This is a genomic window from Bradyrhizobium sp. (assembly GCF_022844465.1).
Classification (GTDB): domain Bacteria; phylum Pseudomonadota; class Alphaproteobacteria; order Rhizobiales; family Xanthobacteraceae; genus Bradyrhizobium.
On record NZ_JALHLP010000001.1, the window covers coordinates 1235462 to 1261266 of the forward strand.

The following is a 25805-nucleotide window of genomic DNA, read 5'->3' on the forward strand; positions in this document are numbered from 1 at the left end:
ATTTCGCGAGAAGTCAAAATCCCAGTTGGCGTCGGAAATCTGGAGTATGCGATGGATTTTGCCTCAACAAGCATCCTTCCCATGCTCCTTCCCTACTTCGATTCGGACGATGAAGTTGAATATCTCCAGCTTGCCGTGGCAAGCCAAGGCATCCTCCAGGGTCTCGACGCAGAAGGCCGCTTCCATCGTGATCGACAGCCGCCACGATAGAACCCTAATTCGTGCGCGTGATCGCAATGCCGCAAAGCAGCTACAGAGAGATTCGCGGCGAGGCTCGAGCTGGGTAATACGAGGACGACGATGGAGCGCCTCTATCCCCTTCCGCCGCATGAACGTTTTGACATGCCGGCGGTTCGCAGATCGTTTCGGGTCGGCGAATCAACTCTCAACGAACTGGATGCGGCCATCGGAGGCATGAACTACACCCCCGGCACGAAAACTGATAATGTGATCGATACACGCGGTGGGCAGGATAACATTTTGTGGTTCACCATCACGAAGGATACTGACGGTAAGTCAGCAGCCTCACGTGAGGCAAGAGCCGACATTTCCCAGCGAACGCACTAGTTGCCCGGCGACCAGGGATTACGAGATGATCACAGAAGGGAGCAGCGCTATGGACATCACCTTGATCCAGAAAAATATCGCGGCGGTCGCAGCCGGATGGTCGTCCGAATCGGCGGCAAGGCTGGAACGGCGCGCGCTCGACAAGGCCGATTTTGCGACGCTGCGGGACGCCGGCCTGACCCTGACCGGCGTGCCGGAGGAGATGGGAGGGGTGTGGCAGAGCGGAGTGCGGTCGACGCGCCCGACCGCTGCGATATTTCGTACCCTCGCCCGCGTCGATCCTTCGGTGGCGTTGGTGGCCACCATGCATCCCACCGTGCTGGCGCTGTGGCTTGAGGAGCCGGCCGAGCCGCCGGCCGACTCGAACGCCTGGCGCGAGCAGCATGACCGCGTGCTGGCCGCGGCGAAGGCGGGGCATTGGTTTGGCACCATCTCCTCCGAGCCGGGCGGCGGCGGCGACTTGATGGCGACACGGGCGACGGCGGAAAAAGGTAGCGATGGCGCTTGGCGTCTGACCGGCGACAAGCAGATGGGCAGCGGGTCAGGCGTGACCTCTTTCATGATGACCGTTGCAGTCCCAAAGGGAGAGATGACGCCCGATATCTTCCTGCTCGACACCCGCGAATTGCCGTGGGACGGTTCGCGCGGCGCCACGCTGGTCCGCGCGTGGGACGGTCACGGAATGGCCGCAACACAGAGCCACGCGTTTCGCTACGACGGTGTCGCGGTCGAGCGGCACGCTCAAATGGGCGGCGCGATCAAGCTGGTACCCCGCGTCTTGCCGATCATTGCTTACATGTTCTCCTCCGTGATCATGGGCATCCTCGATGCGGCGCTGGCCGAGGGTAGGCGGCGTCTGCAGCCGCGCGCGGAACGGATGTCGGCATTCGAACGAGTGAGCTGGACCAAGGCCGTCAACGACATCTGGCTGGCGGAGCAGGCCTTCCAAGGCATGGCACGCGCGATCGAGAGCGGTGCAGCGTCACCCGGCGTCCCGCGCGGAAAGCTCGCCATCGCCGAGCTCGCCGAGGCTTCCATGCTGTCGATCTCTAGGGCGATCGGAGGGGCAAGCTATTCCCGGTCGAGTCCGTTCGGGCAATGGTCGCAGGACGTGCGCGCACTCGGTCTGCTTCGTCCGCCCTGGGCCCTCGCCCATCACCAGCTGTTCGAAGCAAGCTTCGCCGATTGAGACGGTCGGACCTTTGACCGATGTCGGCTTTGCGCCAAAAAACGGTCGTTCCAAAACGGAACGCACGCATGTCGCGTGTCAATAGGGATTCTGAGAAGGTGGCCTCAACATCCAAGTCCTTCAACACGAGGACTGCACGGGCAAGCCGGATGCGCGACGCCGAGTCGGTTCGGCACGAAATTCTCTGCGATCTCGCGAAGATGTTCACGCAAGACGGTACAGACGGGTCCGAGGACGAACTGGACTTCTATGAATACAAGTTTCTACGGGCGTTGCGATTCCTCGAATCGATCATGTGCGCAAGGCGGTGTCCGAGGGGAGAAGCGCGAGTTCAGCTCGCAGCGTCGGAGATTCAAGCTGACCAGCCCGCTCGATCTGCCCCGGTCGCATCGGCAACAGGGGTTGCGTGCTATCGAGCGCCTGTACCTGGCTTTTCTCATCGACACACAACACAATAGCGCGTTCGGGTGGCGACAAGTAAAGCCCGACGATATCGCAAACTTTCTCGACGAACGGCGGATCTGTAGAGAGCTTGAAAGTCTCGACGCGGTGCGGTGCAGGCCGATTGCACGCCAGATGCGATGCACCGTCGAAGGCGCATGAGCGATCTCCTTAGCCATGCTCCTGAGGCTCCGGTGGGTGCCACCCTTTGGTGGCGTCTCCAACGTCTTGCGGATCATGCTCGCGATTTCGTCGTCGCCAATCTCACGCCGCGCGCCAAGCCGCGGCTCGTCGTAGAGAACGTCCATACGGCGTTCGGCAAAGCGATGCGCCATGTTCCAACGGTTGCAGCGCAGACCCCGATCAAGACACTAGCTAGAACCGAGATTCCCCCTTAAGAAATCCGGTTTGTCAGGCAAGCTCTGGTTGTTGGACGGACTGCTTGCCGGGCCGGCGTTTGCGGCGCGGTGGCTGCGACGGCGGATTGCAATGATTTCAGGAAATCAATCTGCGGCCTTCCGGCGGCCCGAACGAGTTCAGGCGGCATAGATGCGCAGAACGCCGTAGAGCACGGTGCCGGCCACGAGCGCAGCGGCGATCAGTGTCAGTGCGACGGACTGTGCCCAGGTCATGTGCTCGCTTCTCCGGTTATGGCAGATTGTGGCGTCCACAGCTTCTGCAGCAGCAGGACGACGGCAAGCAGGACGAGGCCGATGACGTCGGTGACGGCGCCGGGATCGATCAGCAGCATGGCGGCCGCAAAGAACAGCGCCCGCTCGAACCACGTCGCGACACGCAGGAAGTAGCCTTCGAGGCTGGCTGCCAGTGCGACCACGCCGATCGTGCCGGTCAGCACCGCGCCCAGGATCTCGGGCCATGGCCCCTGGAACAGCAGCGCAGGGTTGTAGACAAAGAAGAACGGCACGATGAAGCCGGCGGCGGCGAACTTCATCGCCTGCACGCCAGAGGCCCATAGCCCGGCCCCGCCGATCGACGCGGCAGCATACACCGCCAGCGCCACGGGCGGCGTCACCGCCGACAGGCACGAGAAGTAGAACGCGAACATGTGCGCCGCCATCGGCTCCACCCCGAGCTTCATGATCGCGGGCACCAGCAGCGCCGCCTGCATGATGTAAGCGGGGGTGGTCGGCATGCCCATGCCGAGAATGACGCCGGCGACCATGGTGATGAGCAGCGCGGGCAGCAGCGAGCCATAGGTGAAGTCGATGAGGAACGCCGTGAACCGCAGCGCTAGACCGGTTTGCAGCACGATGCCGATCACGATTCCGGCGGACGCGCAGGCCATCGCCACCGGCACGGTCTGAACCGCGCCGTCGCGCAGGCCTTCGAGGCACTCGCGCCAGCCCAGCCCGGTCGAAGGACGCAGCCACGAGATGCCGACCAGCGCCACCGTGGCGATGATTGCGCCATAGGTCGGCGTGAAGCCGTAGAGCAGCAGCGTCAGCAGCACGATGACCGGCAAGAACAGGTGCCCCTGGCGCAGCATGATGTGGCCGAGGATGGGTAGTTCCTCGCGCGGTATCCCCTTGAGCCCCGAGCGCACGGCGTTGAAGTGGATCGCAGCGAATAGCGCCCCGTAGTAGAACAGCGCTGGTATCGCCGCGGCGATCATCACCTGCGTGTAGCTGACGCCCTGGAACTCGGCCATGACGAAGGCCGCCGCCCCCATGATCGGCGGCATGATCTGCCCGCCGGTGGAAGCCACCGCCTCGATGGCGGCTGCCGCCTCGGGCTTGAAGCCGGTCTTCTTCATCATCGGAATGGTCAGCCAGCCGTCGACCATGACATTGGCGACCGCGGAGCCGGAGATCGTGCCGAACAGGCTCGAGGAGACTACCGCTACCTTGCCGGGGCCGCCGCGCGCGCCGCCGGCGATCGCGTTGGCGAAGTTCATGAAGAACTGTCCCGCCCCGGATTTCTCGAGGAAGGTGCCGAAGATGATGAAGAGAATGACGTAGGTGGCGGCCACCGTCATTGGCACCCCGAAAATGCCCTCGGTGGTGAAATAGACTTGGTCGACGGTGACCTCGAGACTGAGTCCCTTGTGGTAAGTCCAGCCGTACAGCCAGGGGCCGGCGAACCCGTAGACCAGAAAGACGATCGCCACGATCGGCAGCGCCGCGCCGATCGTGCGCCGCGTCGCCTCCAGCACCAGCAGGGTGGCGGTGATTCCCACCGCGATGTCCATTCGGGTCAGCGTATCGGCGGTGGGAAAACGGTTCACGATGTAGTCGTAATTTACGAACAGGTAGCCGATGCACGCCAGCGAAAGACCCGCCAGGGCGAGATCCTCCCATGGTATACGATCCTGTGTCGCGTCCTGGCTGCGCGGCCACAACAGGAACGACAACACCAGGCTGAAGGCGAGCGTGATGTAGAGCAGGGCCTGCTGATCGGGGGCGTATACCGTCAGCCGGGCGTAGACGTGGTATACCGACATTGCGATTGCGACGACGCCAACGACCAGGCCCGCGTGACCTGCAAGCTTGCGCACTGGACGTACTCTACTTCTTGAGCAATCCGGCTTCGCGGTAGTATTTCTCCGCGCCGGGATGAATCGGCATATCGAAATTCTGTGCCATGTCCGCTCCCGTCACGCCCTTCATGACACTGGTGACGTTGCCGAACTCATCCCGCCCTTCCACGATGGCCTTAGTGATCTTGTAGATCACGTCGGCGGACGTCCTGGAGGATGCTATCAGCACGGTGGGCGACTGGAAGGTCTGCACGGCCTCGGTCACGCCCTGCTCCTTGTAGAGACCGGCCTTCAGGGTGTAGGGCACGAAGCCCGGATTGAGCTTGCGCAGTGCGGCGATCTCCTCGTCGGTGACGCCGAGCACCCGCACCGGCATCGCTGAGCCCAGGTCCATGATGAAGGACGCTGGCACTACCGTGAACCATCCGACCGCCATCGCCTGCCGGTTCTTCACAGCCTCTGCATTGGACGTTATCGGCCCGTAACTCTTGGCGCCGAGATCGTTCAGCGTCATGCCGTTGACCTTGAGCAGATACTCCCAGCCGGCCGCCAGGCTTGTGTTGCCGCGTGCCGGCAGCGCTACCGGCTTCCCCTTCAAATCCTTGACACTCTTAATGTCGCTGCTCGCAGGCACCACCAGCTGCCAGACGTTGGGGTAGAAGTTGGCCACGAAAAGACCCTTGTCGGTCTGCTTGCCGACGAACTGACCCTCGCCCTTCTGCGCATCCGACATCACGGTCGTCATCGACCAGCCGATATCGGCCTTGTCGTTGCGGATCTTCTCCATGTTGACGAGGGCCGCGCCTGGCTCGACCTGCACATTCAGCTCGGGATACCGCTTGTTGACGACCTGCGACGCTGCCGCCGCCATCGGTGTCCAGCTCCCGCCGGTCGGGCCGGCGCTAAAGATGACATCGGTCTTCTGCTGGGCATGGGCGGCGCCTGCCGCGGCGACGGCCAGTGTTGCCGCGGCGGCCAGACGCAGGAGTCGTCGTGAACCACGGATGTGGACGGACATCGTCAAATCCCCCTTTGCCGTAAACTCTCCCTTTGGCGCAGCTTGTTTGGGCTCTCGTCCGCACATTGACGGGGCGACTTTGTCGTCACCCGCGGCATGCGATTATCCGGCACCTGCTCTGCAGCAGGCACGCTATTGCCAATCGCGCCGCATGTCAACGAACTGTGCCGCGCCGACGTTTGCACGCACTGCATCACGGTCTGTCGCAGGTATCGCGGTGGTTGAGCGTGCGTCGCCGGCATCACCTGGCGCCATCGCGCCCTAACGAACTTGAACCTTCATAGGACCGATTCCCTCGAGATCGAAACGATAGCTTGCGTCAGCTTCCGGAAAAATCGTTTTCAAGACGCTTCCGGTCATCACGACCTCGCCGGCCTTGAATTCCACGCCACCCGAAGCCAACTGCGTGGCGAGCCACGCGACCGAATGGAAGAGATGCCCCAGGATATCACGCCCGTGGCCTTCGCCGATCGCAACGCGGTCCTTCGTTGCACGGCCGACCACGCCCGCAACGTCGGGCCATGTCGCCGCGAATTCAGACAGCACAATGCCGGCGTTCCAGGAATTGTCCGCCACCAGCGAAAGCACATCGACCTTGGCTTAATCGGCGCTTCGATCGTCCACGACCGCGACGGCAGCGCCAACGCCGCCGATCCTTAGGTTTTTTCAGCAAACTGATAGTTCGTCCGGTCCCGGACGATCGTGGTAGACTGAATGTCCGAAAAGGTACGGTACCTTTCTATTGCGTGGCCTGTACTGGCTGCTTTTTCAGGACGAATCCTTTGTATTGCTGCGCGGCTATGTCGTCGCAGATGTCGCGGTACTTATCGAGACCTGCGACGTAGGGCATGAATACGCGAGGCTTGCCTGGGATATTAGCGCCCATATACCAAGAATTCGCCAGTGGGTAGAGCGTCTGATCGGCCACCTCGTTGACATGAGCGACCCAGCGATTCTCCTCTTCGGAATCAGCTTCGATCGTGGAGTAGTTGTTCGTCTCAATATGCACGATGAAGTCCGAAATCCAGTCGACATGCTGCTCGATGGCGGCAATCATGTTGGTTTTCACGGACGGGCTTCCCGGCCCAGTGATGATGAACATGTTTGGAAAGCCGGCGGTCATAAGGCCCAGATACGTTCCGGGACCATCGGCCCATTTGGTAGTGAGCGCGAGATTGTTCTTGCCACGAATATCGATGTCGAGCAGCGCGCCCGTCATGGCGTCGAACCCGGTCGCGAAGACGATGTCGTCCAGTTTATAGTCAGCACCCCGAGTCCGCAATCCACCTTCATAGATCGTTTCGATTGGCAACGTCTTCGCGTCAACAAGGGTGACGTTGTCCCGATTGAAGGTTTCATAATAACCAATGTCCAGGCAAAGACGCTTGGTACCGATATAATGGTCGTTCGGCATCAGGAGCTTTGCCACCTTCGGGTCGCTTACAGTTTCAGCGATCTTATCGCGTACGAATTGGCAAGCCGTCTCGTTGGCATCCTTGTCGACCAGCATATCTTTATACGCATACAGGAAGCTAATGTTGCCACCGGTCCCCCATTTGGCTTCATAGCTTCTCGTCCGCTCCTCCAGCGGGACGTCAAACGCCGATTTTTCCGGCGGCGGGTGCCCCGCAATTCCGAATGGAGTTTGCCGAGCTGCCTGCCGCCATTCGCGGTAGCGAGCCTTGTGCGTCTGGCTGACTTCCATCGTTAGCGGGCGATTGACAGAGGGTACGCTGTAGTTCGCCGTGCGCTGGAAAACGAAGAGGTGCGCCGCTTGCTCGGCGATATTCGGAATCATTTGGATACCCGACGAACCGGTACCGATGACGCCGACCCGGCGCCCTGAAAAGTCGACGGTCTGGTGCGGCCAGAGCCCGCTATGAAACCAGCGTCCTTTGAATGAATCGAGCCCCTCGAACTGCGGCACCCGTGGCAGCGACAGATTTCCCGACGCCATGATACAGAATTTAGCCGATGCGCGATGACCGCGGCTAGTCACGACAGTCCAGCGGCTCTCAGCCTCATCAAACGTCGCTGACGTTACCTTGGTATCGACGACAATGTCGCGCCGCAGATCGAATCTTTCCGCAACATGATGAATATACTTGAGGATATCCGGCTGCGCGGCAAAGCGCTCTGGCCAATCCCATTTCTGCTGTAACTCGTCGGAAAACGAATAGGAGTATTCGAGGCTCTCGACGTCACAACGCGCACCTGGATAACGATTCCAGAACCATGTTCCCCCGATGTCAGTGCCAGCCTCGAAAACCTTGGCCCGAAGGCCGAGTCCCCGCAGGCGATGGAGCGCGTAGAGACCGGCAAAACCAGCGCCCACAATGATCGCATCAAACTCCTCCGGGGCGCACGCGCTTACATCTTTCGGTGTCATAAAGTTACTCCATTCAGCATTTCACACTATTGATCTGGTTTTGACGCTTCAAGGATTGAGATTCTTACGGCCCTCGGACTATGTGTACCAAAAACCTAAACCCGGTGCGCGTATCAAAAACCTAAACCCGGACGTAGTGGTGATGCAAGCCGCCCAGGATTGGCAGCGGCAGAATGCGGCCGACGGTCTGAATGGCGTACGATGCCGGCGCATCTTTTTCCAATGACCGGCGCGTCACCGATGTGGGATTGCCCGGCGGGATGAACGGGCGGCAGCTTGCGTATTTTGGCCGGACCGTGCGACCTGATCTCAAGGTGCTTTTCATTACGGGATATGCCGAGAAGGCGGCGATGGGAGATGTCGCACTGTCTGTCGCCAGAAACGAACTCACCGTTGAATAAAACTTGGGGCACCGTCATCCTTGATGATCGCGTCGGGTGTGGCGTCGTCAGGGCTTTGGTGCGGTCGGCGGCGATTGTAGAAGTCGAGATATCGGCCGATCGAGGCGCGGGCCTCGCCGACGTTGTCGTAGGCCCGCAGGTAGACCTCCTCGTATTTGACGCTGCGCCATAGCCGCTCGACGACCACGTTGTCGCGCAGGCGCCCTTGCCGTCCATGCTGATGGCGATGCCATTGTTGGCGAGCAGGCTGGTGAAGGCCGCGCCGGTGAACCGCGAGCCCTAGGTGGTGTGGACTCTAGGGATTCCCTTTTAGGAGCAAATCAGATTCAAGGCTGCTTTTGGGGAGGCAGTCTTGGGTGTGAAGAACCGTTTGGTTTTGAGCGACGCGGCTTGGGAGCGGATGGCGCCGCTGATTATCGGCCGGCCTAACCAAAAAGGCTCGACCGGGCGCGACAACCGGATGTTCGTGGAAGGCGTGCTATGGATCGTGCGTACGGGCTCTCCCTGGCGTGATCTTCCGGAGGCATTCGGGGATTGGAACAGCGTGTTCCGGCGCTTCAGCCGGTGGAGCGTCAAGGGTGTTTGGTCGCGCATCTTTGAGGCGATGTCCGATGATCCAGACTTCGAATATTTGATCGTGGATTCTACCATCGTCCGGGCACATCAGCACGCCGCCGGGGCTAAAAAAGAGGTCTGAAGATCAGGCGCTCGGCCGCTCGCGTGGCGGGCTGAGCACCAAAATACATATGGCCGTCCGAGGCCTGGGCTGTCCGGTTCGCTTTACGCTGACGGCAGGCCAGAAGGGCGATGCACCGCAAGCTGCCGCATTGATCGAGGGATTGCCCGCCGAAATCGTCATGGCTGATACGGCCTACGACGCCGACCACCTGCGGCAAGCCATCGCCGCCAAGGGTGCGCTCGCCGTCATTCCCAACAACCCGTCACGGGCGCTCAAATATCCGCTCGACAAGCACCTGTACGCCCAGCGCCATCTCGTCGAATGCTGCTTCTCAAAACTCAAGCAGTTCCGCCGCGTCGCAACCCGCTTCGAAAAAACCGCGCGAAATTACCGGGCCGTCGTCACTCTCGCCGCTATCATCTTATGGATGCGATAAGTGTCCACACAACCTAGTCCGTGTTGAAGATTTCCGGCTTGCCGTAACGAGCCAGGGCATCCTCCAGTCTCGACCCAGAAGGCAGCTTCCATCGTGATCGACAACCGCCAGGACAAAACCCGGCGGGTCGCCCAATCTAGCACGACAGCGAGATAGACGAAGCGACGCGACCGGGCTCAGGGCTTCGTGGTGCGCGGACGGCGATAGAGCGCTTCTATCCCCATCCGCCGCATGAGCGTCATGCCGGCGGCCGATCATGCACCCCTGCAAAGCTAGCAGGCCGCGCAACATACGCGAACCGGCGAAGGGATATTCCAGGTGCAGCCGAGCCAGACGCCGCATGATCGCGAAGATCGGCGTCCGGCACCAGGCGCGGCAGGTAATAGACGCTGCCGCGGCTGATCCGCAGAACCCCCGCCTGCCTGGTGATCGACAGGTCGTGCTTGCGATCGATCATCGCTTTGCGCTCAGCAAGCCCGCCTTGGTGAACGCTCCTTCAAAAAAATCGTTCTCCAGCGTCAGCTCTCCGATCTTGGCATGCAGCGACTTTGCGTCGATGGCTGCCTGCTCCGCTCCGGTCCCGCCGCCGGGACCGAACGCATCGGCGGCCTTGCTCTCAAGCTGAGCCTTCCACGTCGTGATCTGATTGGGTGAAGGTCGAACTGCTCAGCAAGTCGGGGCATCGTCCGGTCACCTTGACGGCGGCAAGCGCCACCTTTGCCTTGAAGGCCGGTGTGTGGTTTCGGCGTGCTCGTCTGCTCATGGTCGCTCCTGATTCGCGGGCTTATCGTGCCGTCGTCAGGCAGAAATTCCACTTATCGCCCTATGCAGAATTCCGGGACCGGCTCGCCTCTAGTCGATAGTACCGGTGCCTAGGCTAGGCTTGATTATCCTCAATTTGAAGAAGTATCTGTTCCAGATCTTCCTTCAACTCGATCAAAGCTTTGGCAGAGGGCCGCTGGCGGCCCAAATGCAACGGTAAGGCTGCCGCAACGGCCTGACGGGCTTTTCCTGACATCCTCCGTGCAGGATCAATCTTAAAATGCCTTTGTTGCGCGAGCAGGCAACAGACCGGCCCGTGCCATCGTAACCGTCTTCGGGCATATAGATCGCACAAGGTGAATACAGGTGAAGAGGTTTTTAGATCTCACAATTACATTTCTCCTTGCCTTAGCCAGCGCGGCAACCGTGGCGTACGCGATGGCGCACTTCGTACACTACAGTCTCGGCTTTTCTAGATCCGCATTAAGCGAACAGGCGCTGATCTGCGCGGCACTCATCGCCGGCCTTATCACGATCGAAACGCTCGCGAACACGAAAGATAACAAGTGATCCGACGATGAGAACCATAGAACGGGTTGTTGTTCTCACTATCTTCATAGGAAGTGCAGGCGTGGCCGCATTGTTTACCGTGTTGCTTATCCGTTACGGACTGGGAGTCCCGCCAGCGGTATTGAGGCTGAATGCTCTCATCTCGGCGGGGGCCCTTAGCTTCGTGCTTGCAGTGGCGATTGTCGGTGGGGCCGACGAAAGAGAAAAGTAGCAGGAGGCCTATCGCGAGGTCATTCAAGATCGGGGCTTTAAATGCTTAATGGCAAGACAGTCAAGAACCAACCGTTGGCTTACTGCGTTCCCTGCTCAGACAGAACACCACACCGTTACGAGCGGGTAGGCGTCGATGGACGACTGACATCCAAAGCGGTCTGCTTGGTTTGCAATAATGATTCACGCAGCGAGGCCGTTTCGCAAACTGCTGCGGGATCGTGTCCGTCGCCATGAGTGTCTGGAATTATGCACGCGGCTTACCGTTGGCCGTCGGTCGCAATTCAGTCCTGAAATCGCTGGATGAATGACTGCCTGACAGGCTTTTCCTGACGCGCTCGGATTTTGTTGCGCTCTAGAATGGGGCGGCAGTCGGCGCGCGACCGCCCATAGACAGAGCGGGTGTGATGGTTGAGCTATACAATTGAAAGTTGCGAAGCCCGTCTGGAAGCAGGCAATTGCATGACCGCGCTATTTTTTTCAAGCGTTTGGTGGTCGACGCCGCCAACCCAAAATTTGCAGCTAAGCTTCAGGCGCTGGTCGACGAGTATGAAGGCGAGGCCGCACGAATTGAGACACCAGTGGAGGCGCCCGCTACGCCGGCAGTTCAGAACTCACCGGCAACGTAATCCCGCGGCAGTCAGATTGGTTCAAAATCCTCCGCCGAAAGTGTCGCTGGTGGATTCAGACATCCGCTCTTGTTCGCACGCAGAACGTCGGCCCAAATCATGCAGCCCGATACGTACGTCCCCGGCGATGTTCGAGACTTCATACTGAAGCACATCGCTTCGGTGGCACAACTCGAAGCGTTGCTGCTGATCTGGTCCAGCCCGGAGGAGCGCTGGGAATTGCTTGATATTGCGGCCCGTATCTACACTAGCGAGGCAGAAACAGCGAAGGCTCTCGAAGGGCTTTCTGCCGGCGGAATCGTCATTTGCATGAATGGAGTCTTCCGCTTGAACGTTTCAGCGGACGTCGAAATGATTCGAAGGATTCAAGAGGTATACGCCCGCTATCTCATCCCGGTGACGGATATTATTCACAGTCAATCCCTGAATTCTCACTCAGGAGAGGAGAAGTTCAGCCTCCAAAAGGACCGATGAAGTTCCCATGATCGCATGTACCGGTTGCCTTGATGACGGCGCATCCTTTGTCCCCAAGCGCATTTTGCGAAGACTCGCGGCCTGGGCAGTGCTTCTGGCGGCCTTGTTCGTTGTGCATCCGTCCTATTCACAAAAGCTCTATCCTTACGAACCGCTGATGATGGATCCGTACACCACGATTTATGTCAACGATGGCTCGTGTTCGGCTGGCAAGGTCTTGAAGGTGCGGGGGGCACCGCGAAATCAACGGCGAAAGAAGAGCTGTGTGCCAATGAGTGACCTGCCAGGCGCTGCGCGTACCGGAGCTTCCAGATAGCAGGGGACTGCGGCGGCGGGCGGGGATGAGATTAGGCATGATGCCGCCACGACAATGGCCGCCGACACGATTTTCCACGATTCATCTAAATACTCCTGGTCTCGAGCCTCATATCAAACTCGACCGACAACGCGCCGTCGGAGATCGTTCTGGCAGGTTAATCCTGACGGCGGTCTGGATGGCTGAAAGACGCTTCGCACGCGCCAGCATGAAAAGCTGATCTTATGCACCACACGGGTTGGCGTGTTCCGTCCGGCTTAATTAGGCGTCGCGAGCCAGCCCTGCTTGATGCCATAGCGAACGATATCCGCGCGGCTACGAAGGCCCTTCTTCTCAGATGCGCGCGCCTTGTAGGTCTCAACGCTTTTGACGCTGATTTCGAACTTCCCGGCGATCTGCTTGTTACTGAATCCTTGCGATACAAGTTTGAGAACGTCCTCTTCGCGCGGGCTGAGTTCACCGCCATCGTTCTCGCTCGCCAACACGAGTTCGGGCACCTTCGTTGACGCCTTTTCGGCAATTGCTGGGTCGAGGTAGAGGATTCCCAGGTTGACGACCCGGATGGCGCGCAGCAGTTCGTCTCCGGCCGATCGCTTCAAGAGATATCCCCTCGCTCCGGCGTCAAGAACCGGATGGACATAAGCGCGATCCTCATGAACAGTAAGCGCGATGATCTTTGCTTCCGGACACCGCTTGCTCAAACGACGCGCCAGTTCCATACCGCTGAAATCGGGCAGGGATAGATCGATCACCGCGATGTCCGGCGAGCATTCACAGATCGCCTTCAGGCCGGCAGCTCCCGTATTTGCCTCGCTGACAAGTTCGATATCAGGCACGCCCAGCAATAGCGCTCGTATGCCTGCCAGTACCACAGGATGATCGTCGACAAGGGCGATGCGAATGGGGGTCATAGGACTTTCACAGGCTCTTCCAGCGGTATCTGAACAAAGATCGTACTCCCTTTTCCTGCCGCGGATTCCAGAGCAATCTTGCCGCCGAGAAGCGCGACTCGTTCCTTCATGCCGGAGAGGCCCAATCCGGGTGCTCGACCGCCACCCGACACATTACGTTGGGAGGTTTCCTGGTCGAAACCTATTCCGTCGTCTTCAAGAACCAGCGCTAGCACCTCCGATTTTCTCTCCAGTACAAGGCTAACTTTGCTGGCCTGGGCATGCTTCAGAACGTTGTTCAACCCTTCCTGAACCAACCTGTACAACACCGCGGCGACATCTGTGGGCAGTGGATTGTCTCGCCCGAACGTCTGAATATCGACACGAACGCCGTAGCGCTCCTGCCACTTTGCAACATAGGCTTCGATCGCTTTGAAAATTCCGAGGTCGTCGATCGCCGTCGGCCGCAGGTCCGAAGCAGCGCGATGAATATCTCGGCCTATCTGTGCCGCAAGCTGTTCTAGCCATCGTACCTGCTCGGTTGCCGCTTCTCCATTGTTTCCTCTGGCCAACCCCTGCTCGAGTGCCTTGAGTCCCAGAGACAGCCCTGTCACAGTCTGGCCGATCTGATCGTGCAGCTCCCGCGAGATCCGGCGCTGCTCCTCTTCCTGGGCGGAGGCGAGCCGTCGAAGCAAATGCGACCGCTCCGCCTCCGCGCGCTTGGAAACATCGATGTCGGCCAAGACGCCGTGAATAATATGGCGATGATTGGGCCGCCCTTCAGCTCTCCCTGCCGCGCGCAACCAATACTCTCCACGGTCGTCGGACTGAATCTGAAATGCGACGCTGCTCGACTTGCCGCTCGCCAGGCACTCGGCACCAAACGAGGTCAAAGCCGAGCTATGCGATGGTTTGATTACCGCGAAAATCTCATCGGCCAGCCATCTTGTTTCGCCCAATCGGGCGCTGGGTAAGCCCAGCAGTGCGCAAAAGCGACTGCAGCCGCTGAACTCGTTCGTATGCAAATCCCAGCGCCAGGTGCCAAGTTCAGCGGCGTCGATCGCAAGCGCACCTCGGTTTTCGCTGTCCAGCAAGGCCGCTGTCGACTCAAGCGCCTCCATGCGGCGCCGTCGGGCAATTTCGCGGGCGATCACTAGGCCCAGTGCAATTGCGAGCCCGACGCTCGCGGCCATTCCGCCAAACAGCAGCCGCAAGGAGCGGAATACGGGAGCGTTCAGTTCGGCGAGCGGAACTCCCACGTTTACCGACCATCCTTCGGTGCCGGCCAGGACGCGATGGATAGTTTCAACATCCACACCCTCTCGCGTCTGAGTTCTCCGCGAACCTCCGCGAGCAATGGCTTCCTGCACCGCAGGCGTTTTCGCGTCTGCATTGGCGGATTTCGTGTCTGGCGTGCGCGCCACCATTCTCTCTTTGGCGTCAATCACGGCGCCGGCCCATCCGGCTGGTAGCCCGGCTTGACCGAGAATCGCGGCGATCTGGTCGGGTAGCAATCCAATTGTAAGGATGTAGCGGAGTTCGCCATCCCTGATAACCGGGACGCGGAGGGACACCAGCTGTTTACCGATCGAAGCTTGGTAAGGACCAAGTCCGCCTAGGACCGGTTTTCGCGTGCGGAGAACAGCGTTGAAACTTTCGCTGTCCATTACTGGACCGAGCGGCGCACCGAGTGGGCGCAGCACGTTCAGTACGTGCTCCTGATCAGGCTTTGTCAGAGCGGCTGTCTCCCATAGCAGGCGGGCGGCCACGATTCGTGTTGCCTCGCGGTAGAAATCCTCCATATTCCCATTGTCGAGCGCGGCCGAGCTTGCAAGCGTTTCCGCGATCTGCATCTCACGCGAAATTTCGGCTTCAATCTGATGCGCGACTTGTGTCAGCGCTTCCGTGGCGGCCCTACGTGCGTGGCTTCGTTCTTGGTCAGCGGTTATATAGACTATCCCCCCCCCCCAGAAGCAGGACAGGGATGGCGGCGGTCAGAGCAAGCGCGGCGAAAAGCCAGACGCCCTCCTTGCCTCGTCCTGAGCCAGAGGAAAGCCTGTCAGCCAACTCCTTAATCACAGCTGTTCGCATTCGTACCGCCGGAGTAAATTGACCACAGGCGGGCTACTTTTACGTGGTGTTCCCCGGTCGGACTAGGGCCCAGACTCATTAAATCCACCATACCAGAGCTGTGGCGAGGCAGACAGAAGCGAGGTAGTTTCGCGCCAGCCTGTCATATCGGGTTGCGATGCGCCGGCATCGCCGCGGGGGCTTCAATCGATCGGACGCTTTCGGCCGCGGTCGCGGCGACCTGAACCGGGACAAGCCGCGGTCCCGCGCCGCTTGCTCGGCGATATTCGGAATCATTGGACACCCGACGAACCGGTACCGATGACGCCCGACCCGGCCCCCTGAAAAGTCGACGGTCTGGTGCGGCCAGAGCCCGCTATGAAACCAGCGTCCTTAATGAATCGAGCCCCTCGAACTGCGGCACCCGTGGCAGCGACAGATTTCCCGACGCCATGATACAGAATTTAGCCGATGCGCGATGACCGCGGCTAGTGGACCTCTCGGTGATCGTCGATGAACGCGATCATGGCTTGTACCGGCGGTCGAGCCATCGCAAAATATGCCGACGCCTTGCGCAGGATCTCATTGGCCTGGCGAAGCTCCCGGTTCTCCCGCTCAGCGCCTTGAGCCGGTCCGAGACATCGGATGGAACGCCGGATCGTCGGCCGCTGTCGACCTCGGCCTTCTTTACCCATTCATGCAATGTCTGCGGGGTACAGCCGATCTTGGCTGAGATCGAAACAACCGCCGCCCAGCGCGAGGCATGCTCGCCCTCATGGTCCAGAACCATCCGAACCGCGCGGGTCCGGACTTCAGGTGAGAATTTGTTCGTCGTCTTGCTTGTCATGGCTCCACCTTCTCAAGAGTTGGAGCCTCCGGCAATCCCGGGGCGGTTCAGTACGCTGCGAACAACCGAAAGAGCGTGGTCGGCCGCCCAAGAATAAGCGCTGGCAAAAGGGGGCTGCCTGGCTCGCCAACGATCTGCCGGCACGCTTCCCCGAGCGAATTCTGCCTATCGATCACGCGGTTGCCGAGCACTGGGGCGCGGAGCCCGTGGGACGGATAAGTGGCCGACCAGGAGCAGTCGAGGAGCTCCGTTGACGCCTGGTTACCGATGCTCCGGACCATGAGCTTCCAATATTTTTTCCAAGCCGACTTCATGCCCACACACCCACCCGCCATGCTCGGCTGGTGCATCGCTGGGTTGGAGCATCGGCCTAGAGTCGACCTCTTATGGTACGCACTTGATGCGGCGCACAAAGCCGCCCAAATCCATCGTGGCAACCTGCGCGTTGCATGGCTGCAGCCGATGCCGCGGCTCGTTAGCAAAACCGGAACAGACTGATTACAGATATCCCATTGCGGCCAAATATGCCCTATGCTTCTCGGATAGCTAGACTATTACTAGCCGGATACTCACACCGAGATTTGATATGGCGCTTGTGAAAACCTCAAAAGTTGCGGGTTCGGTCGCGAAAAGCCGGCGTTTGAATGTGGCTGCCACTTCGACGCAGTCCGTCCCGACGACTAGGGATCGTAAATCAAACAGGGGATTGAGCAAGGACAAGGTGTCCGAGAGGGTAGCAGCGGCCACCGAAGAGCTTGCGAGCGGACTGGCCCAGGCTTCGGCAGCGGCAGAGGAGCTTCGGCGGTCGATGGAACAAATCGCAGCCGGGGCCGACGAGGCCGCTGGCGCGTCGCAAGAGCAGTTGGCGGCAATCAAGCAGGTCACGTCGAACCTGACCGCAGCCAGAGGTGAGGCCGATAGCTCGCGGCGAAGGACCGAAGCTGCGCAGGTCCTGCTTGCCGAAACGGGCGCGCAGATCGGCGCGTCTGTCCAATCGATCGAGCGCAACTCGGCGCGGCAGGTGGCCTCTGGAGAAATTATCGGGGAGCTTGAGCGCCGGGCGCAGGATGTCAGCGAGATTACCGGCGCGGTCAGTCGGATCTCCGATCAGACAAACCTCCTCGCCCTCAACGCCGCGATCGAAGCGGCACGCGCAGGAGACCACGGACGCGGCTTCGCCGTCGTTGCCGAGGAGGTCCGGGCCCTCGCCGACGTCTCCGACAAGAGCGCGCTGCAGGTGCAGGGGCTCGCCGAAGAGATCCAAGGGAACGTTCGCAACGCGGCCGCAACGGTCAAGGCAGCGGCCGCGGCGGCCGTCGCGCAAGCCAAAGCCGGACGAGCCGTCATCGAGACATTGTCCGGTCTTCGGGAAGCCATGATCGAACTCGCCGACGGCAGTCAGGCGACGCTTACGGCCGCCATCGAGGCGCAGCGCGCGATCCAGGAGGCACAAAAAGGCGCCGAACTGGTCGCGGGTGCCGCCGAGGAGCAGGCTTCTGCCGCCAGCGAAGCGCAATCGGCAATTCGCCAGCAAGCCCAATCGCTCGACCAGGGCCAGGCCGCTGCGCAGGCCTTGGCATCCGTGGCAGAGCGTCTTCGCGGTGGCACTGCGGACCAATCCGCGCCCGAGCAGATTGCAAGTACGGCGGAAGAACTATCGGCAACCATTCAGGAACTGTCCAGCGCGGCGAGCCAGATATCGACGGCGGTCGAGCAAATCAACCGTGGGTCCCAGCAACAGGCTGCCGCCGCGCAACAGACTTCGGCTGCGCTGGCGCAAATCGAGAAAAGTGCACGCGTCGCGCAGGAAAGGGGCCGGCTGGCGACCGACCGGACGGCGGCCATGGGTAAGGCCCTCGCGGACGGCCGCAAGACCGTCGAAGGTTTGATCGAAGGCGTCACCCAAACCCTCGATGAGACCCGGGGAAGCCTCGAAACCATCGTCTCCCTAGAAGGCATCGGCCGGAAGATCGAAAAGATTGTCGATGCGATTGTCCTGGTGAACATACAGACCAACATGCTCGCGGTGAGCGGCGCCGTCGAAGCGGCACGCTCGGGGGAGACCGGTCGGGGATTCGCCCTGGTTTCGAACGACATCCGTTCCCTCGCCCGCGAAGCGGCAGAAAGCGTCGAGCGCATCAAGGATACGGTGCGCGGCATTCTCGACCAGATCGCCCTGCTGCGCCGCGATCTCGAGCAGATCATCGCCGCCGGCGAAATCGAGGTGCAAAGCAATATCGCGGTGGTGAAGACGCTTCAGGACATGACCGGCGAGATCGATGCCTTGGGAAATGCCAACAAGGTCATTCAGCAAGGCGCGGAAGCGATCCTCGCCGCAGCGGGAGAGACCGCGGCGGCCGCCCGGCAGATTGCAACAGCGGCGGAAGAAGCAAGTTCCGCCTCGCGCCAGGCCGCCACGGCGTCGGCTCAACAGGCTCAAGGCGCCGACGACCTTGCCGCGGCGATCGAAGAAATCGCCTCCCTTTCGGACGAATTGAAGAATCAGAATGGCTGACGCCACCCAATCCAGCGAGGACCAGCGCTTTCTGACCTTCAAGAGCGAAGGACGGCTCTATGCCCTGCCAGCCGCATCGGTGTTGGAAGTCGTACGCATGCCGCCGCTTGCCCGCGTTCCCCAAGCGCCGCGGAGCCTGATGGGTCTTGCCAATCTGCGCGGATCCGTCCTTCCGGTAGCCAGCGTGCGCGCCCTTCTGGGACGACAGGAAGCGGCGACCCATGCTTCCCGGCTCATCGTCCTCGACGGATCATCGCCCGTCGCGCTCGCGGTCGACGAGGTCTCGAATCTGGTCCGGGTTGCGGTCGGAAAAGTCAAAACCGCGGAAGCCGATATCGCTTCCGAGGCCGGTGAGCATCTCAGCGGGGTGTTCGAAATCGATGCTGACGTTACCAAGATATTGGACGTTGCGGAACTGCTCCGGGGGGGATTTGAGCAAAGCGCTCCCAGGCGGCGGGCGGTAGCAGCCACCGTCGCTGCGAAAACCGCCGAGAATGCCTCGATCGAAACCATTCGACAGCGTCTGGTGACATTCGAGGTCGCCGGCCAGGAATATGCCTTCCCGCTCGACGCCGTGCGCGAAATAGTCACGACTCCGGAGAGCCTGATGGCCATTCCGGGAAGCGACGACGCCGTTCGCGGCGTGATGCCTTACCGGGACGGTTTGTTGCCGCTGTTGTCGCTCCGCAAGCTCCTCGGCTTGCCCTCGGCCGTATTGTCGCGGGAGAAAGTACTTATCGTCACCCTCGGCGACGTCCTGATCGGCTTCGTGGCCGATCGTACTCGCGCGGTCCTTTCGGTCGATCCAGCCCGGGTCGAGCCGGCCCCTTCCGTTTTGGCCGCGCGCGCTGGCGGCGAAACCCAAATCAAGGAAATCTATCGGGCGGGACAGGGTCGACTGGTCTCAATCCTGGCGCCGGAACGCTTGTTCCGGGAGGAAGTGATGCGGAAACTGACGCAAGGCGATACCGCGATGAAGGCCAAAGCGGAGGAAAATCATCGGGAATCCGACGCCGACAAACTCCGGTTTCTGATATTCCGGCTCGACGACAACGAGTTCGCGCTGCCGATCGACGCGGTGGATGAAGTCGCACGCGTACCGGACCAAATAACCCGCCTTCCCAAGACGCCAAAATTCCTGGAAGGCGTCATCAATCTGCGGGGCGAAGTCCTGCCCGTCGTGGATCAACGCCGCCGCTTCGAAATGCCGCCCACGACCGACGGCGCCAACAGGCGCCTAGTGGTGGTTCGCAGCGACCGTCATCGTGCAGGGCTGATCGTGGATGGCGTGTCGGAGGTCCTGCGATGCTCGCCGGATGCAGTCCAACCCTCGCCCGATCTGACCGGAGAGGCGCTTGGCCTGGTGCACTCCGTGATCAATCTCGAGGCGTCAGGCAGGATCGTGCTGCTGCTAGATCCCTCGGAGTTGCTGACGCGCACGGAGCGGGGCCTGCTGGATTCGTTCGCCAAGGAAACCCGCAGTAAAGAAACCCGGCAGACCAGGCCGTGATCAAGATACTTGTGGTCGACGACTCGGCACTCGTCCGCAAACTGATCGGCCAGGTCTTTGCGACACAATCCGACTTTGCAGTCCAATTTGCCCGCAACGGCCGCGAGGCGCTGGACGCGATCAACCTCGCCCCTCCGGATGTGGTTACGCTCGACGTTCACATGCCGGAAATGGATGGCCTTACCTGCCTGGACCGGATCATGATCGAGCAGCCCTGCCCCGTGATCATGGTATCGTCCATGACGGCTTCCGGTGCCGATGCCACGCTGGAGGCGCTGCGGCTCGGTGCCGTCGACTTCGTTGCGAAACCAACTGGAGCGGTTTCGCTCCGGATTGGAGAGATGGCGCAGCCGCTGATCGAGAAGGTGCGAGCGGCGGCCGGGGCCAAGCTCAAGACCTCCTTGAGGCTGCGCGAGAGGGTCCGGCACCGGGTCGGCGAGGGCGCCCGAGACCTGCCGCATCGATCTGCCGGGAGTTCCCGAGTCGCCACCAAGGGAGAGGGCCTGGTGCTGATCGGCACCTCGACCGGAGGCCCCCCGGCCCTCGAAGCGCTTCTGACTGGGCTCCCGGCCTCGTTTCCTTGGCCCATCGTCATTGCGCAGCACATGCCGGCTACGTTCACCGGCCCGTTGGCACGGCGCCTCAACGGAATTAGTCGGCTCACCGTCCAGGAAGTTCGCGATCCCATCGTGCTCAACCCCGGCCACGCTTACATCGGCCGCGGCGATGCGGACGTGATCATTTCACGGCGGGGAGCCGGTCTCGTTGCAATGGCCGCACCCGCGCTTGCGAATTATCCGTGGCACCCCAGCACCGATCGGCTGGTGCGGACCGCACTGAACCATATGGCTGCGAGCCAGTTAATTGGGGTGCTCATGACGGGCATGGGAAATGACGGCGCCGGGGCCATGGCTCTTATCCATGCGGGGGGAGGCAGGACGATCGCGGAAGCGGAAGAAACCGCTGTTGTCTGGGGTATGCCGGGAGAACTGGTCAGAGCCAACGGAGCGGATCTCGTCGTTCCCCTCCACAAGATTGCCGCCGAATTGAAAAAGCTGGTGACCTGATGCCCCTAGTCCGAAAACCCTCTTCCCCCACTGGCGCGCCCGTTCCGGACGGTCGGCAACTCTCCGAAATATTTGCCACCGGCTCCGATGATGATCGCTGGACGGCCGCGCGCGGCGCCGCCGACTCTCCCGACGGGCTTTCGCTGCTGGCCGACGCCCTTTCGAGGGAGCGCATCCCGCGTGTACGCGAAGCCATCTTCACAGCCCTCACGAAGATAGCCACGCCCGACAGCGCCGCTGTCGTACTTCCCTATTTGCGTTCGGACGACGCGGCCGAGCGCACCGGAGCGCTGGATGCGCTGCGCGCGATGCCGGCAGCTGCGGCCAAGTTTCTGCCGAGCCTGTTAAACGACACCGATCCGGATGTCCGCTTGCTCGCATGCGAAATTGCGCGCGTATTGCCCGCCGGTGACGGCAGCTGCGCTCTCGGAGAACTCATCGAACGTGAAACGAACAGCAACGTCTGTTCGGCGGCGGTTGAAGTTCTGGCCGAAACAGGAGACCTGGCGAGCTTGCCGATCCTGGCGCGTTGCGCTGCGCGTTTTCCCGACGATCCGTTCCTGACCTTCGCAATCAGGGCCGCCAGCGACCGCATCGGATCATCGGACTGATGACCGATCCGCCTGAGATAACGGAGGAGGAATTCCGCAGGCTTGCCGATTTCCTTTATCGGCGCACCGGCATGGTTTTCACGGAGACAAAGCGCTACTACGTTGAGCGTCGAATCTCGGAGCGGATGGTTGCCACCTCGAGCGAGTCGTTTTCCGTCTACTTCGCCTATCTTCGCAGCGAGGTGCGCAATGAGGTCGCGCAGCTCATTAATGCGTTTACCGTCAACGAAACCTATTTCTATCGGGAAGATTATCAGCTTGACTGCTTGAGCACCGATTTGCTCAGGGAGCGTGTGGCGACGAAGCGACCCCGAGATCCGATCAGGATCTGGTCCGTGCCGTGTTCGACCGGCGAGGAGCCGTATTCAATCGCCATCTGGCTGCTGGAAAACTGGAAGGACGTCGACACCTACGACATCGAGATAGTAGGTTCGGACATCGATACCCGCGTTCTCGAGGCCGCGGCAGAGGGCATTTTCGGGAAGCGCGCCCTGATGAGATTATCGCCCGAATTGGTCGCACGCTATTTCCATAGCCTCGACGACGAGCGGTGGCAGATCCTGGACGACCTGCGCCAGTCCGTGCGTTTCTCGCGGGTCAATCTGATCGAGAACCGGGAAACCCGGCCCCAGGGTCGATTCGACGTGATTTTCTGCAGGAACGTGCTGATCTATTTCGACGACGAATCCCGCCGCGTCGCGGCGGAAAATCTGTACGATAACCTCATGCCCGGCGGCTTCATCTGCCTCGGGCATACTGAATCCATGAGCCGCATCTCGCCGCTGTTCGAGGTCTGCCGATACTCGGGGGCGATCGTTTACCGCAGACCACAGGGGTTGCGCGCGTGACCGACAAAGCCGGAAGGAGGGTCCTGATCGTCGACGACGCCGCGCTCGTCAGGACCTACTATCGCACTGCGCTCGAACAAGGCGGCTTCCTCGTCGAAGAGGCGTTGAACGGATTGGAAGCGCTGGAAAAGTTGCTGCTGTATCCGTTCGATCTGGCAATCGTCGATATCAACATGCCCCATATGGACGGAATTACGTTTCTCCGCACGTTGCGATCGAAGGATATTCCGGTCTCCGGCATTCCAGTCCTGATCACGAGTACGGAGGCGGGTCCTCAGGATATGGCCGCGGCGCGAAGCGCCGGGGCGAACTACTATCTGGTGAAACCGGTCAAGCAGGAAACCCTTGCGGAGTATGCTGCCATCTTCTGCGGAGCGCCGCGATGAACGAATTCGTCGAGCAATTCCTCGTCGAATCGCGCGAACTGGTCGCCCAGGCGATCGACGATTTGATGGCACTCGAGGAGCGCCCTGATGACAGGGAAAGGCTCGACGGCGCGTTTCGGGCATTCCATACCTTGAAGGGAGCCGCCGGCATTGTCGAGTTTGCCGCCATGGCGCGCATGCTTCATGCCGCCGAAGACATTCTCGCTTCGCTTCGGTCGTCGGAAGAGCCGATCGCGCCGAGCGTCCTCGATGAATGTCTGGCCAGTCTCGACCTGACTTCGCACTGGCTGGATGCCATGCAGACGAACGGCGAAGCGCCTTCGACAGCGGAGGGCGAGGCGGATGCCATGATTGCGCGGCTCACCGGCTCGCAAGACGGCGACGAGCGCGATCAGGCTGCCCTCCCGGAAAACGAAGTTTGGTTGAAGCCGCTGCGCGCCGCCGCCGGCGAACATTTTTCCGGTATTTGCACCGCCCTGCGCTATGTGCCGTCTCCCGACGCGTTCTTTCAGGGTCACGATCCGCTGAAAGTTGTGGCCGCCCTGCCCCGCTTAGTGGCGGTCGACCTCGCGCTGACAGACGCGGCCGGTGCGCTCGACAGCATGAACGCGTTCAATTGCGGTTTGGAAATCCGCGCGCTGATGGAAGCGCCGGCCGCGGAAGTATGCACCGCGATTGACGGCGCACCGGGCAAGACAGAAATCATCGAATTGACCTCGCCGGCGACCTCCCTGTCGGAGGGGGATTCTCCGTCGAAGGCGATGTCGCTGGTAGAAGCCCAGCTTCTCGTCTTGCAGAATACCGGACTTGAGGGGCTCGCCGGTCGGATCGCCGCCGCGGGCCGTACAGCCGCTAACGCGTTGCTGTATCTGGGCCGGGCAGAAGCCGCCGCAGACCTGGAGAAGGCTACAGCGAGGGCCCAGGCCGAGCGGAAGGCCGCTCCCTTGATCGCGGCAATCGAGCGGACACTGGGCGACGTTGCGCAACCCGAGCGTCCCAAGAGCGACGGTACCGTGCAGCCTGTAGCACCCCGCGCGCTGCGGGTAGACATGGGTCGGGTCGATGCCCTCGTCAAGCTCACCGGAGAATTGATCGTAGTCAAGAACGCCGTCGGACATGTGTCAAAGTTGCTCCAGGCGAACCTAGATCCCGCCGCCGCGGCAACCTTGCGCGAGCAGCACGCGCTGTTCGATCGATTGGCGGCGGAGCTGCAAGGGGCGGTGCTTCGCATCCGGGTGCTTCCGCTACGCTCGGTTTTCCGCCGCTTTCCAAGGTTGGTGAGAGAGACTGCCGTTGGCGTCGGCAAGACCGTGAGGCTGGTCACCGAGGGCGATGGCACGGAGGCTGATGCCACCATCGTCGACGCGCTGTTCGAGCCTTTGCTGCACGTCCTGCGCAACGCCGTGGACCACGGCATCGAGAGGCCGGAGCAGCGCGCGTCTGCCGGAAAACCGGCGATGGGAACCCTCGTCTTGCGCGCCCGCCGCGAAGCCGACACCATCAGGATCGAGCTCGAGGACGATGGCGGCGGCATCGACCTCGATCGCGTGCGTGCGGTGGGACGCGCGCGCGGGGTTGCCACCCAGGAAGCCATGACGGCGATGACCGACGCCGAGGCGATCAATCTGGTTTTTGCGCCCGGCTTTTCTACCGCTGCCGCCGTTACCGGTCTGTCGGGGCGGGGCGTGGGCATGGATTCCGTCAAGACAGCGATCGAACGTCTGGGCGGAACGGTCACGCTGGAAAGCCGGCCAGGGACCGGGACCACTGTCGGATTGATCCTTCCGTTCAGCCTGATGATGACCCGGGTCATGACCGTCGAAGTGGCTGGTCAAGCCTTTGGGCTTCCCCTCGACGGCGTTGTGGAAACGTCCATCGTCGCTCGCGACCAGATCGCGCCAATCGGCGCCGGGCGGGCGTTCGTGCTGCGGGACCGGACGGTTCCGGTCATCGATCTCGCCGATACGCTAGGCATCGCCCGCGACGTGTCCGGCCAAGGCCAGGCAAAAATCGTCGTCGTGCAGGCGGCAGGACAGATCGGGGGACTTGAGGTCGACCGGCTCGGGGAGCGCATGGACGTCATGCTGACACCAATAAATGGCTTGTTAGGAGGCATGAGGGGCGTCGCCGGAACCACGTTGCTGGGAGACGGGCGCGTACTGATCGTCCTGAACGTTGAGGAGATATTCACTTGACCGTCGTGCTCCATGACGCGAAAACCATCCGCCTGATCGGGGCGTGCCCTGCGGACGACGGAGAAGCCTTGTTACAACACCTGTTGGCCAATCCGGCGGCTGAAATCGACTGGCGGGGCTGCGAGAGCGCCCATGCCGCCGTGATACAGGTACTCCTGGTTTCCAAACGACCTTTGCGGGGCCCCCCCGCCGGTCAGTTCCTGCATCGGTTCATAGGACCCGCGCTTGCTCGCAACGGCAGCCAAGTTTAACCTTTCCCCCTCGTGCCGGGGGTGCGAAAATGGCAGC

Annotated in this window: 24 protein-coding genes and 6 pseudogenes; 19 read left to right on the top strand and 11 right to left on the bottom strand. The window is 61.0% G+C overall.

The window, feature by feature from the left end:
- The 3 genes from Q0D31_RS05830 to Q0D31_RS05840 all read left to right on the top strand — a co-directional run.
- Positions 1-210, top strand: a 210-nt coding sequence (locus tag Q0D31_RS05830; RefSeq protein ID WP_291846842.1) for a hypothetical protein, incomplete at its 5' end; no start/stop codon positions are given.
- 90 nt (positions 211-300) lie between these two features.
- A complete protein-coding gene (locus tag Q0D31_RS05835) occupies positions 301-567 on the top strand; it encodes a hypothetical protein (protein ID WP_291846381.1) in 267 nt (88 codons plus the stop codon).
- A gap of 49 nt (positions 568-616) precedes the next feature.
- On the top strand, positions 617-1756 hold the full coding sequence (locus Q0D31_RS05840; protein ID WP_291846383.1) for an acyl-CoA dehydrogenase family protein: 1140 nt from the start codon (positions 617-619) through the stop codon (positions 1754-1756).
- Between the two features lie 369 nt (positions 1757-2125).
- Here Q0D31_RS05840 and Q0D31_RS05845 read toward each other — a convergent pair.
- Positions 2126-2409, bottom strand: a pseudogene (locus Q0D31_RS05845) (IS630 family transposase); the annotation flags it as partial.
- Here Q0D31_RS05845 and Q0D31_RS05850 point away from each other — a divergent pair.
- Positions 2356-2595 (top strand): hypothetical protein, encoded by a 240-nt coding sequence (locus Q0D31_RS05850; protein ID WP_291846847.1) that lies wholly within the window; start codon positions 2356-2358, stop codon positions 2593-2595. The pseudogene Q0D31_RS05845 and the gene Q0D31_RS05850 overlap by 54 nt on opposite strands.
- 230 nt (positions 2596-2825) lie before the next feature.
- Here Q0D31_RS05850 and Q0D31_RS05855 read toward each other — a convergent pair whose 3' ends face one another.
- The 4 genes from Q0D31_RS05855 to Q0D31_RS05870 all read right to left on the bottom strand — a co-directional run bounded on the left by Q0D31_RS05855 (position 2826) and on the right by Q0D31_RS05870 (position 8101).
- A complete protein-coding gene (locus tag Q0D31_RS05855; protein WP_291846385.1) occupies positions 2826-4712 on the bottom strand; it encodes a TRAP transporter permease in 1887 nt (628 codons plus the stop codon).
- A 10-nt stretch (positions 4713-4722) separates the two neighbouring features.
- Entirely contained in the window at positions 4723-5712 is a 990-nt protein-coding gene (locus Q0D31_RS05860; protein WP_291846387.1) for a TAXI family TRAP transporter solute-binding subunit, read from the bottom strand.
- 261 nt (positions 5713-5973) lie between these two features.
- Positions 5974-6300 carry a hypothetical protein gene (locus Q0D31_RS05865; protein WP_291846389.1) on the bottom strand — a complete coding sequence of 109 codons (327 nt, stop codon included), beginning with the start codon at positions 6298-6300 and terminating at the stop codon, positions 5974-5976.
- Positions 6301-6451: 151 nt separating this feature from the next.
- On the bottom strand, positions 6452-8101 hold the full coding sequence (locus Q0D31_RS05870; protein WP_291846391.1) for an NAD(P)/FAD-dependent oxidoreductase: 1650 nt from the start codon (positions 8099-8101) through the stop codon (positions 6452-6454).
- 191 nt (positions 8102-8292) lie between these two features.
- Here Q0D31_RS05870 and Q0D31_RS05875 point away from each other — a divergent pair, with 191 nt between their 5' ends.
- On the top strand, positions 8293-8502 hold the full coding sequence (locus Q0D31_RS05875; protein ID WP_291846849.1) for a hypothetical protein: 210 nt from the start codon (positions 8293-8295) through the stop codon (positions 8500-8502).
- On the opposite strand, the pseudogene Q0D31_RS05880 reads toward Q0D31_RS05875, so the two are convergent.
- Positions 8489-8808: pseudogene (locus Q0D31_RS05880) on the bottom strand (integrase core domain-containing protein); the annotation flags it as partial. The gene Q0D31_RS05875 and the pseudogene Q0D31_RS05880 overlap by 14 nt on opposite strands.
- Positions 8809-8854: 46 nt before the next feature.
- Between Q0D31_RS05880 and Q0D31_RS05885 the strand changes: the two are divergent.
- Positions 8855-9617 (top strand): IS5 family transposase gene (locus Q0D31_RS05885; RefSeq protein WP_291846396.1). Its coding sequence is split into 2 segments (ribosomal slippage): positions 8855-9184 and positions 9186-9617, totalling 762 coding nucleotides; the frame shifts between segments, so codons are not numbered across the junction.
- Between the two features lie 16 nt (positions 9618-9633).
- Here the strand turns inward: Q0D31_RS05885 and Q0D31_RS05890 are convergent.
- Positions 9634-10380: pseudogene (locus Q0D31_RS05890) on the bottom strand (IS3 family transposase); the annotation flags it as partial.
- Positions 10381-10745: 365 nt separating this feature from the next.
- On the opposite strand from Q0D31_RS05890, the gene Q0D31_RS05895 reads away from it, so the two are divergent.
- The 4 genes from Q0D31_RS05895 to Q0D31_RS05910 all read left to right on the top strand — a co-directional run bounded on the left by Q0D31_RS05895 (position 10746) and on the right by Q0D31_RS05910 (position 12578).
- Positions 10746-10949 carry a hypothetical protein gene (locus Q0D31_RS05895; RefSeq protein WP_291846398.1) on the top strand — a complete coding sequence of 68 codons (204 nt, stop codon included), beginning with the start codon at positions 10746-10748 and terminating at the stop codon, positions 10947-10949.
- A gap of 668 nt (positions 10950-11617) precedes the next feature.
- Positions 11618-11788: a hypothetical protein gene (locus tag Q0D31_RS05900; protein ID WP_291846399.1), complete on the top strand. Its 171-nt coding sequence runs from the start codon at positions 11618-11620 to the stop codon at positions 11786-11788.
- 99 nt (positions 11789-11887) lie between these two features.
- The gene (locus Q0D31_RS05905) at positions 11888-12262 is read left to right on the top strand and encodes a hypothetical protein (protein WP_291846400.1); all 375 of its coding nucleotides are present in this window, start codon (positions 11888-11890) and stop codon (positions 12260-12262) included.
- A 7-nt stretch (positions 12263-12269) separates the two neighbouring features.
- Entirely contained in the window at positions 12270-12578 is a 309-nt protein-coding gene (locus Q0D31_RS05910; protein ID WP_291846405.1) for a DUF6719 family protein, read from the top strand.
- Between the two features lie 257 nt (positions 12579-12835).
- On the opposite strand, the gene Q0D31_RS05915 is transcribed toward Q0D31_RS05910, so the two are convergent.
- The 4 genes and pseudogenes from Q0D31_RS05915 to Q0D31_RS05930 all read right to left on the bottom strand — a co-directional run.
- Positions 12836-13489 (bottom strand): response regulator transcription factor, encoded by a 654-nt coding sequence (locus Q0D31_RS05915; RefSeq protein WP_291846407.1) that lies wholly within the window; start codon positions 13487-13489, stop codon positions 12836-12838.
- Entirely contained in the window at positions 13486-15321 is a 1836-nt protein-coding gene (locus Q0D31_RS05920) for an ATP-binding protein (RefSeq protein WP_291846409.1), read from the bottom strand. The genes Q0D31_RS05915 and Q0D31_RS05920 overlap by 4 nt, the downstream gene beginning before the upstream one ends.
- Positions 15322-15637: 316 nt before the next feature.
- A pseudogene (locus tag Q0D31_RS05925) lies at positions 15638-15724 on the bottom strand (IS5/IS1182 family transposase); the annotation flags it as partial.
- A gap of 308 nt (positions 15725-16032) precedes the next feature.
- A pseudogene (locus tag Q0D31_RS05930) lies at positions 16033-16385 on the bottom strand (transposase); the annotation flags it as partial.
- A gap of 116 nt (positions 16386-16501) precedes the next feature.
- On the opposite strand from Q0D31_RS05930, the pseudogene Q0D31_RS05935 reads away from it, so the two are divergent.
- The 9 genes and pseudogenes from Q0D31_RS05935 to Q0D31_RS05975 form a co-directional block, all read left to right on the top strand.
- Positions 16502-16582 (top strand): annotated as a pseudogene (locus Q0D31_RS05935) (VapC toxin family PIN domain ribonuclease); the annotation flags it as partial.
- Positions 16583-17091: 509 nt separating this feature from the next.
- Positions 17092-18900, top strand: a complete 1809-nt coding sequence (locus tag Q0D31_RS05940; protein WP_291846411.1) for a methyl-accepting chemotaxis protein — start codon at positions 17092-17094, stop codon at positions 18898-18900.
- Positions 18893-20410: a chemotaxis protein CheW gene (locus Q0D31_RS05945; RefSeq protein WP_291846416.1), complete on the top strand. Its 1518-nt coding sequence runs from the start codon at positions 18893-18895 to the stop codon at positions 20408-20410. Before Q0D31_RS05940 ends, Q0D31_RS05945 begins: the two co-directional genes overlap by 8 nt.
- A complete protein-coding gene (gene cheB, locus Q0D31_RS05950) occupies positions 20407-21477 on the top strand; it encodes a chemotaxis-specific protein-glutamate methyltransferase CheB (protein ID WP_291846419.1) in 1071 nt (356 codons plus the stop codon). The genes Q0D31_RS05945 and cheB overlap by 4 nt, the downstream gene beginning before the upstream one ends.
- Positions 21477-22088, top strand: a complete 612-nt coding sequence (locus Q0D31_RS05955; protein ID WP_291846425.1) for a HEAT repeat domain-containing protein — start codon at positions 21477-21479, stop codon at positions 22086-22088. The genes cheB and Q0D31_RS05955 overlap by 1 nt, the downstream gene beginning before the upstream one ends.
- Positions 22088-22936 (top strand): protein-glutamate O-methyltransferase CheR, encoded by an 849-nt coding sequence (locus Q0D31_RS05960; RefSeq protein WP_291846439.1) that lies wholly within the window; start codon positions 22088-22090, stop codon positions 22934-22936. The genes Q0D31_RS05955 and Q0D31_RS05960 overlap by 1 nt, the downstream gene beginning before the upstream one ends.
- On the top strand, positions 22933-23322 hold the full coding sequence (locus Q0D31_RS05965) for a response regulator (RefSeq protein ID WP_291846445.1): 390 nt from the start codon (positions 22933-22935) through the stop codon (positions 23320-23322). The genes Q0D31_RS05960 and Q0D31_RS05965 overlap by 4 nt, the downstream gene beginning before the upstream one ends.
- Positions 23319-25517 carry a chemotaxis protein CheA gene (locus tag Q0D31_RS05970; protein ID WP_291846447.1) on the top strand — a complete coding sequence of 733 codons (2199 nt, stop codon included), beginning with the start codon at positions 23319-23321 and terminating at the stop codon, positions 25515-25517. Before Q0D31_RS05965 ends, Q0D31_RS05970 begins: the two co-directional genes overlap by 4 nt.
- 5 nt (positions 25518-25522) lie before the next feature.
- Complete coding sequence (locus Q0D31_RS05975; protein ID WP_291846825.1) at positions 25523-25768, top strand: hypothetical protein; 246 nt, start codon at positions 25523-25525, stop codon at positions 25766-25768.
- Positions 25769-25805: the final 37 nt, after the last annotated feature.

Excerpts from the sequence above, each read along its gene's own strand:
- Q0D31_RS05835 (WP_291846381.1), top strand. The coding sequence starts at position 301 with ATGGAGCGCCTCTATCCCCTTCCGCCGCATGAACGTTTTGACATGCCG.
- Q0D31_RS05840 (WP_291846383.1), top strand. The coding sequence starts at position 617 with ATGGACATCACCTTGATCCAGAAAAATATCGCGGCGGTCGCAGCCGGA.
- Q0D31_RS05850 (WP_291846847.1), top strand. The coding sequence starts at position 2,356 with ATGAGCGATCTCCTTAGCCATGCTCCTGAGGCTCCGGTGGGTGCCACC.
- Q0D31_RS05860 (WP_291846387.1), bottom strand. The coding sequence starts at position 5,712 with ATGTCCGTCCACATCCGTGGTTCACGACGACTCCTGCGTCTGGCCGCC.
- Q0D31_RS05870 (WP_291846391.1), bottom strand. The coding sequence starts at position 8,101 with ATGACACCGAAAGATGTAAGCGCGTGCGCCCCGGAGGAGTTTGATGCG.
- Q0D31_RS05875 (WP_291846849.1), top strand. The coding sequence starts at position 8,293 with ATGGCGTACGATGCCGGCGCATCTTTTTCCAATGACCGGCGCGTCACC.
- Q0D31_RS05905 (WP_291846400.1), top strand. The coding sequence starts at position 11,888 with ATGCAGCCCGATACGTACGTCCCCGGCGATGTTCGAGACTTCATACTG.
- Q0D31_RS05910 (WP_291846405.1), top strand. The coding sequence starts at position 12,270 with ATGATCGCATGTACCGGTTGCCTTGATGACGGCGCATCCTTTGTCCCC.
- Q0D31_RS05915 (WP_291846407.1), bottom strand. The coding sequence starts at position 13,489 with ATGACCCCCATTCGCATCGCCCTTGTCGACGATCATCCTGTGGTACTG.
- Q0D31_RS05920 (WP_291846409.1), bottom strand. The coding sequence starts at position 15,321 with ATGCAGATCGCGGAAACGCTTGCAAGCTCGGCCGCGCTCGACAATGGG.
- Q0D31_RS05945 (WP_291846416.1), top strand. The coding sequence starts at position 18,893 with ATGGCTGACGCCACCCAATCCAGCGAGGACCAGCGCTTTCTGACCTTC.
- Q0D31_RS05955 (WP_291846425.1), top strand. The coding sequence starts at position 21,477 with ATGCCCCTAGTCCGAAAACCCTCTTCCCCCACTGGCGCGCCCGTTCCG.
- Q0D31_RS05960 (WP_291846439.1), top strand. The coding sequence starts at position 22,088 with ATGACCGATCCGCCTGAGATAACGGAGGAGGAATTCCGCAGGCTTGCC.
- Q0D31_RS05970 (WP_291846447.1), top strand. The coding sequence starts at position 23,319 with ATGAACGAATTCGTCGAGCAATTCCTCGTCGAATCGCGCGAACTGGTC.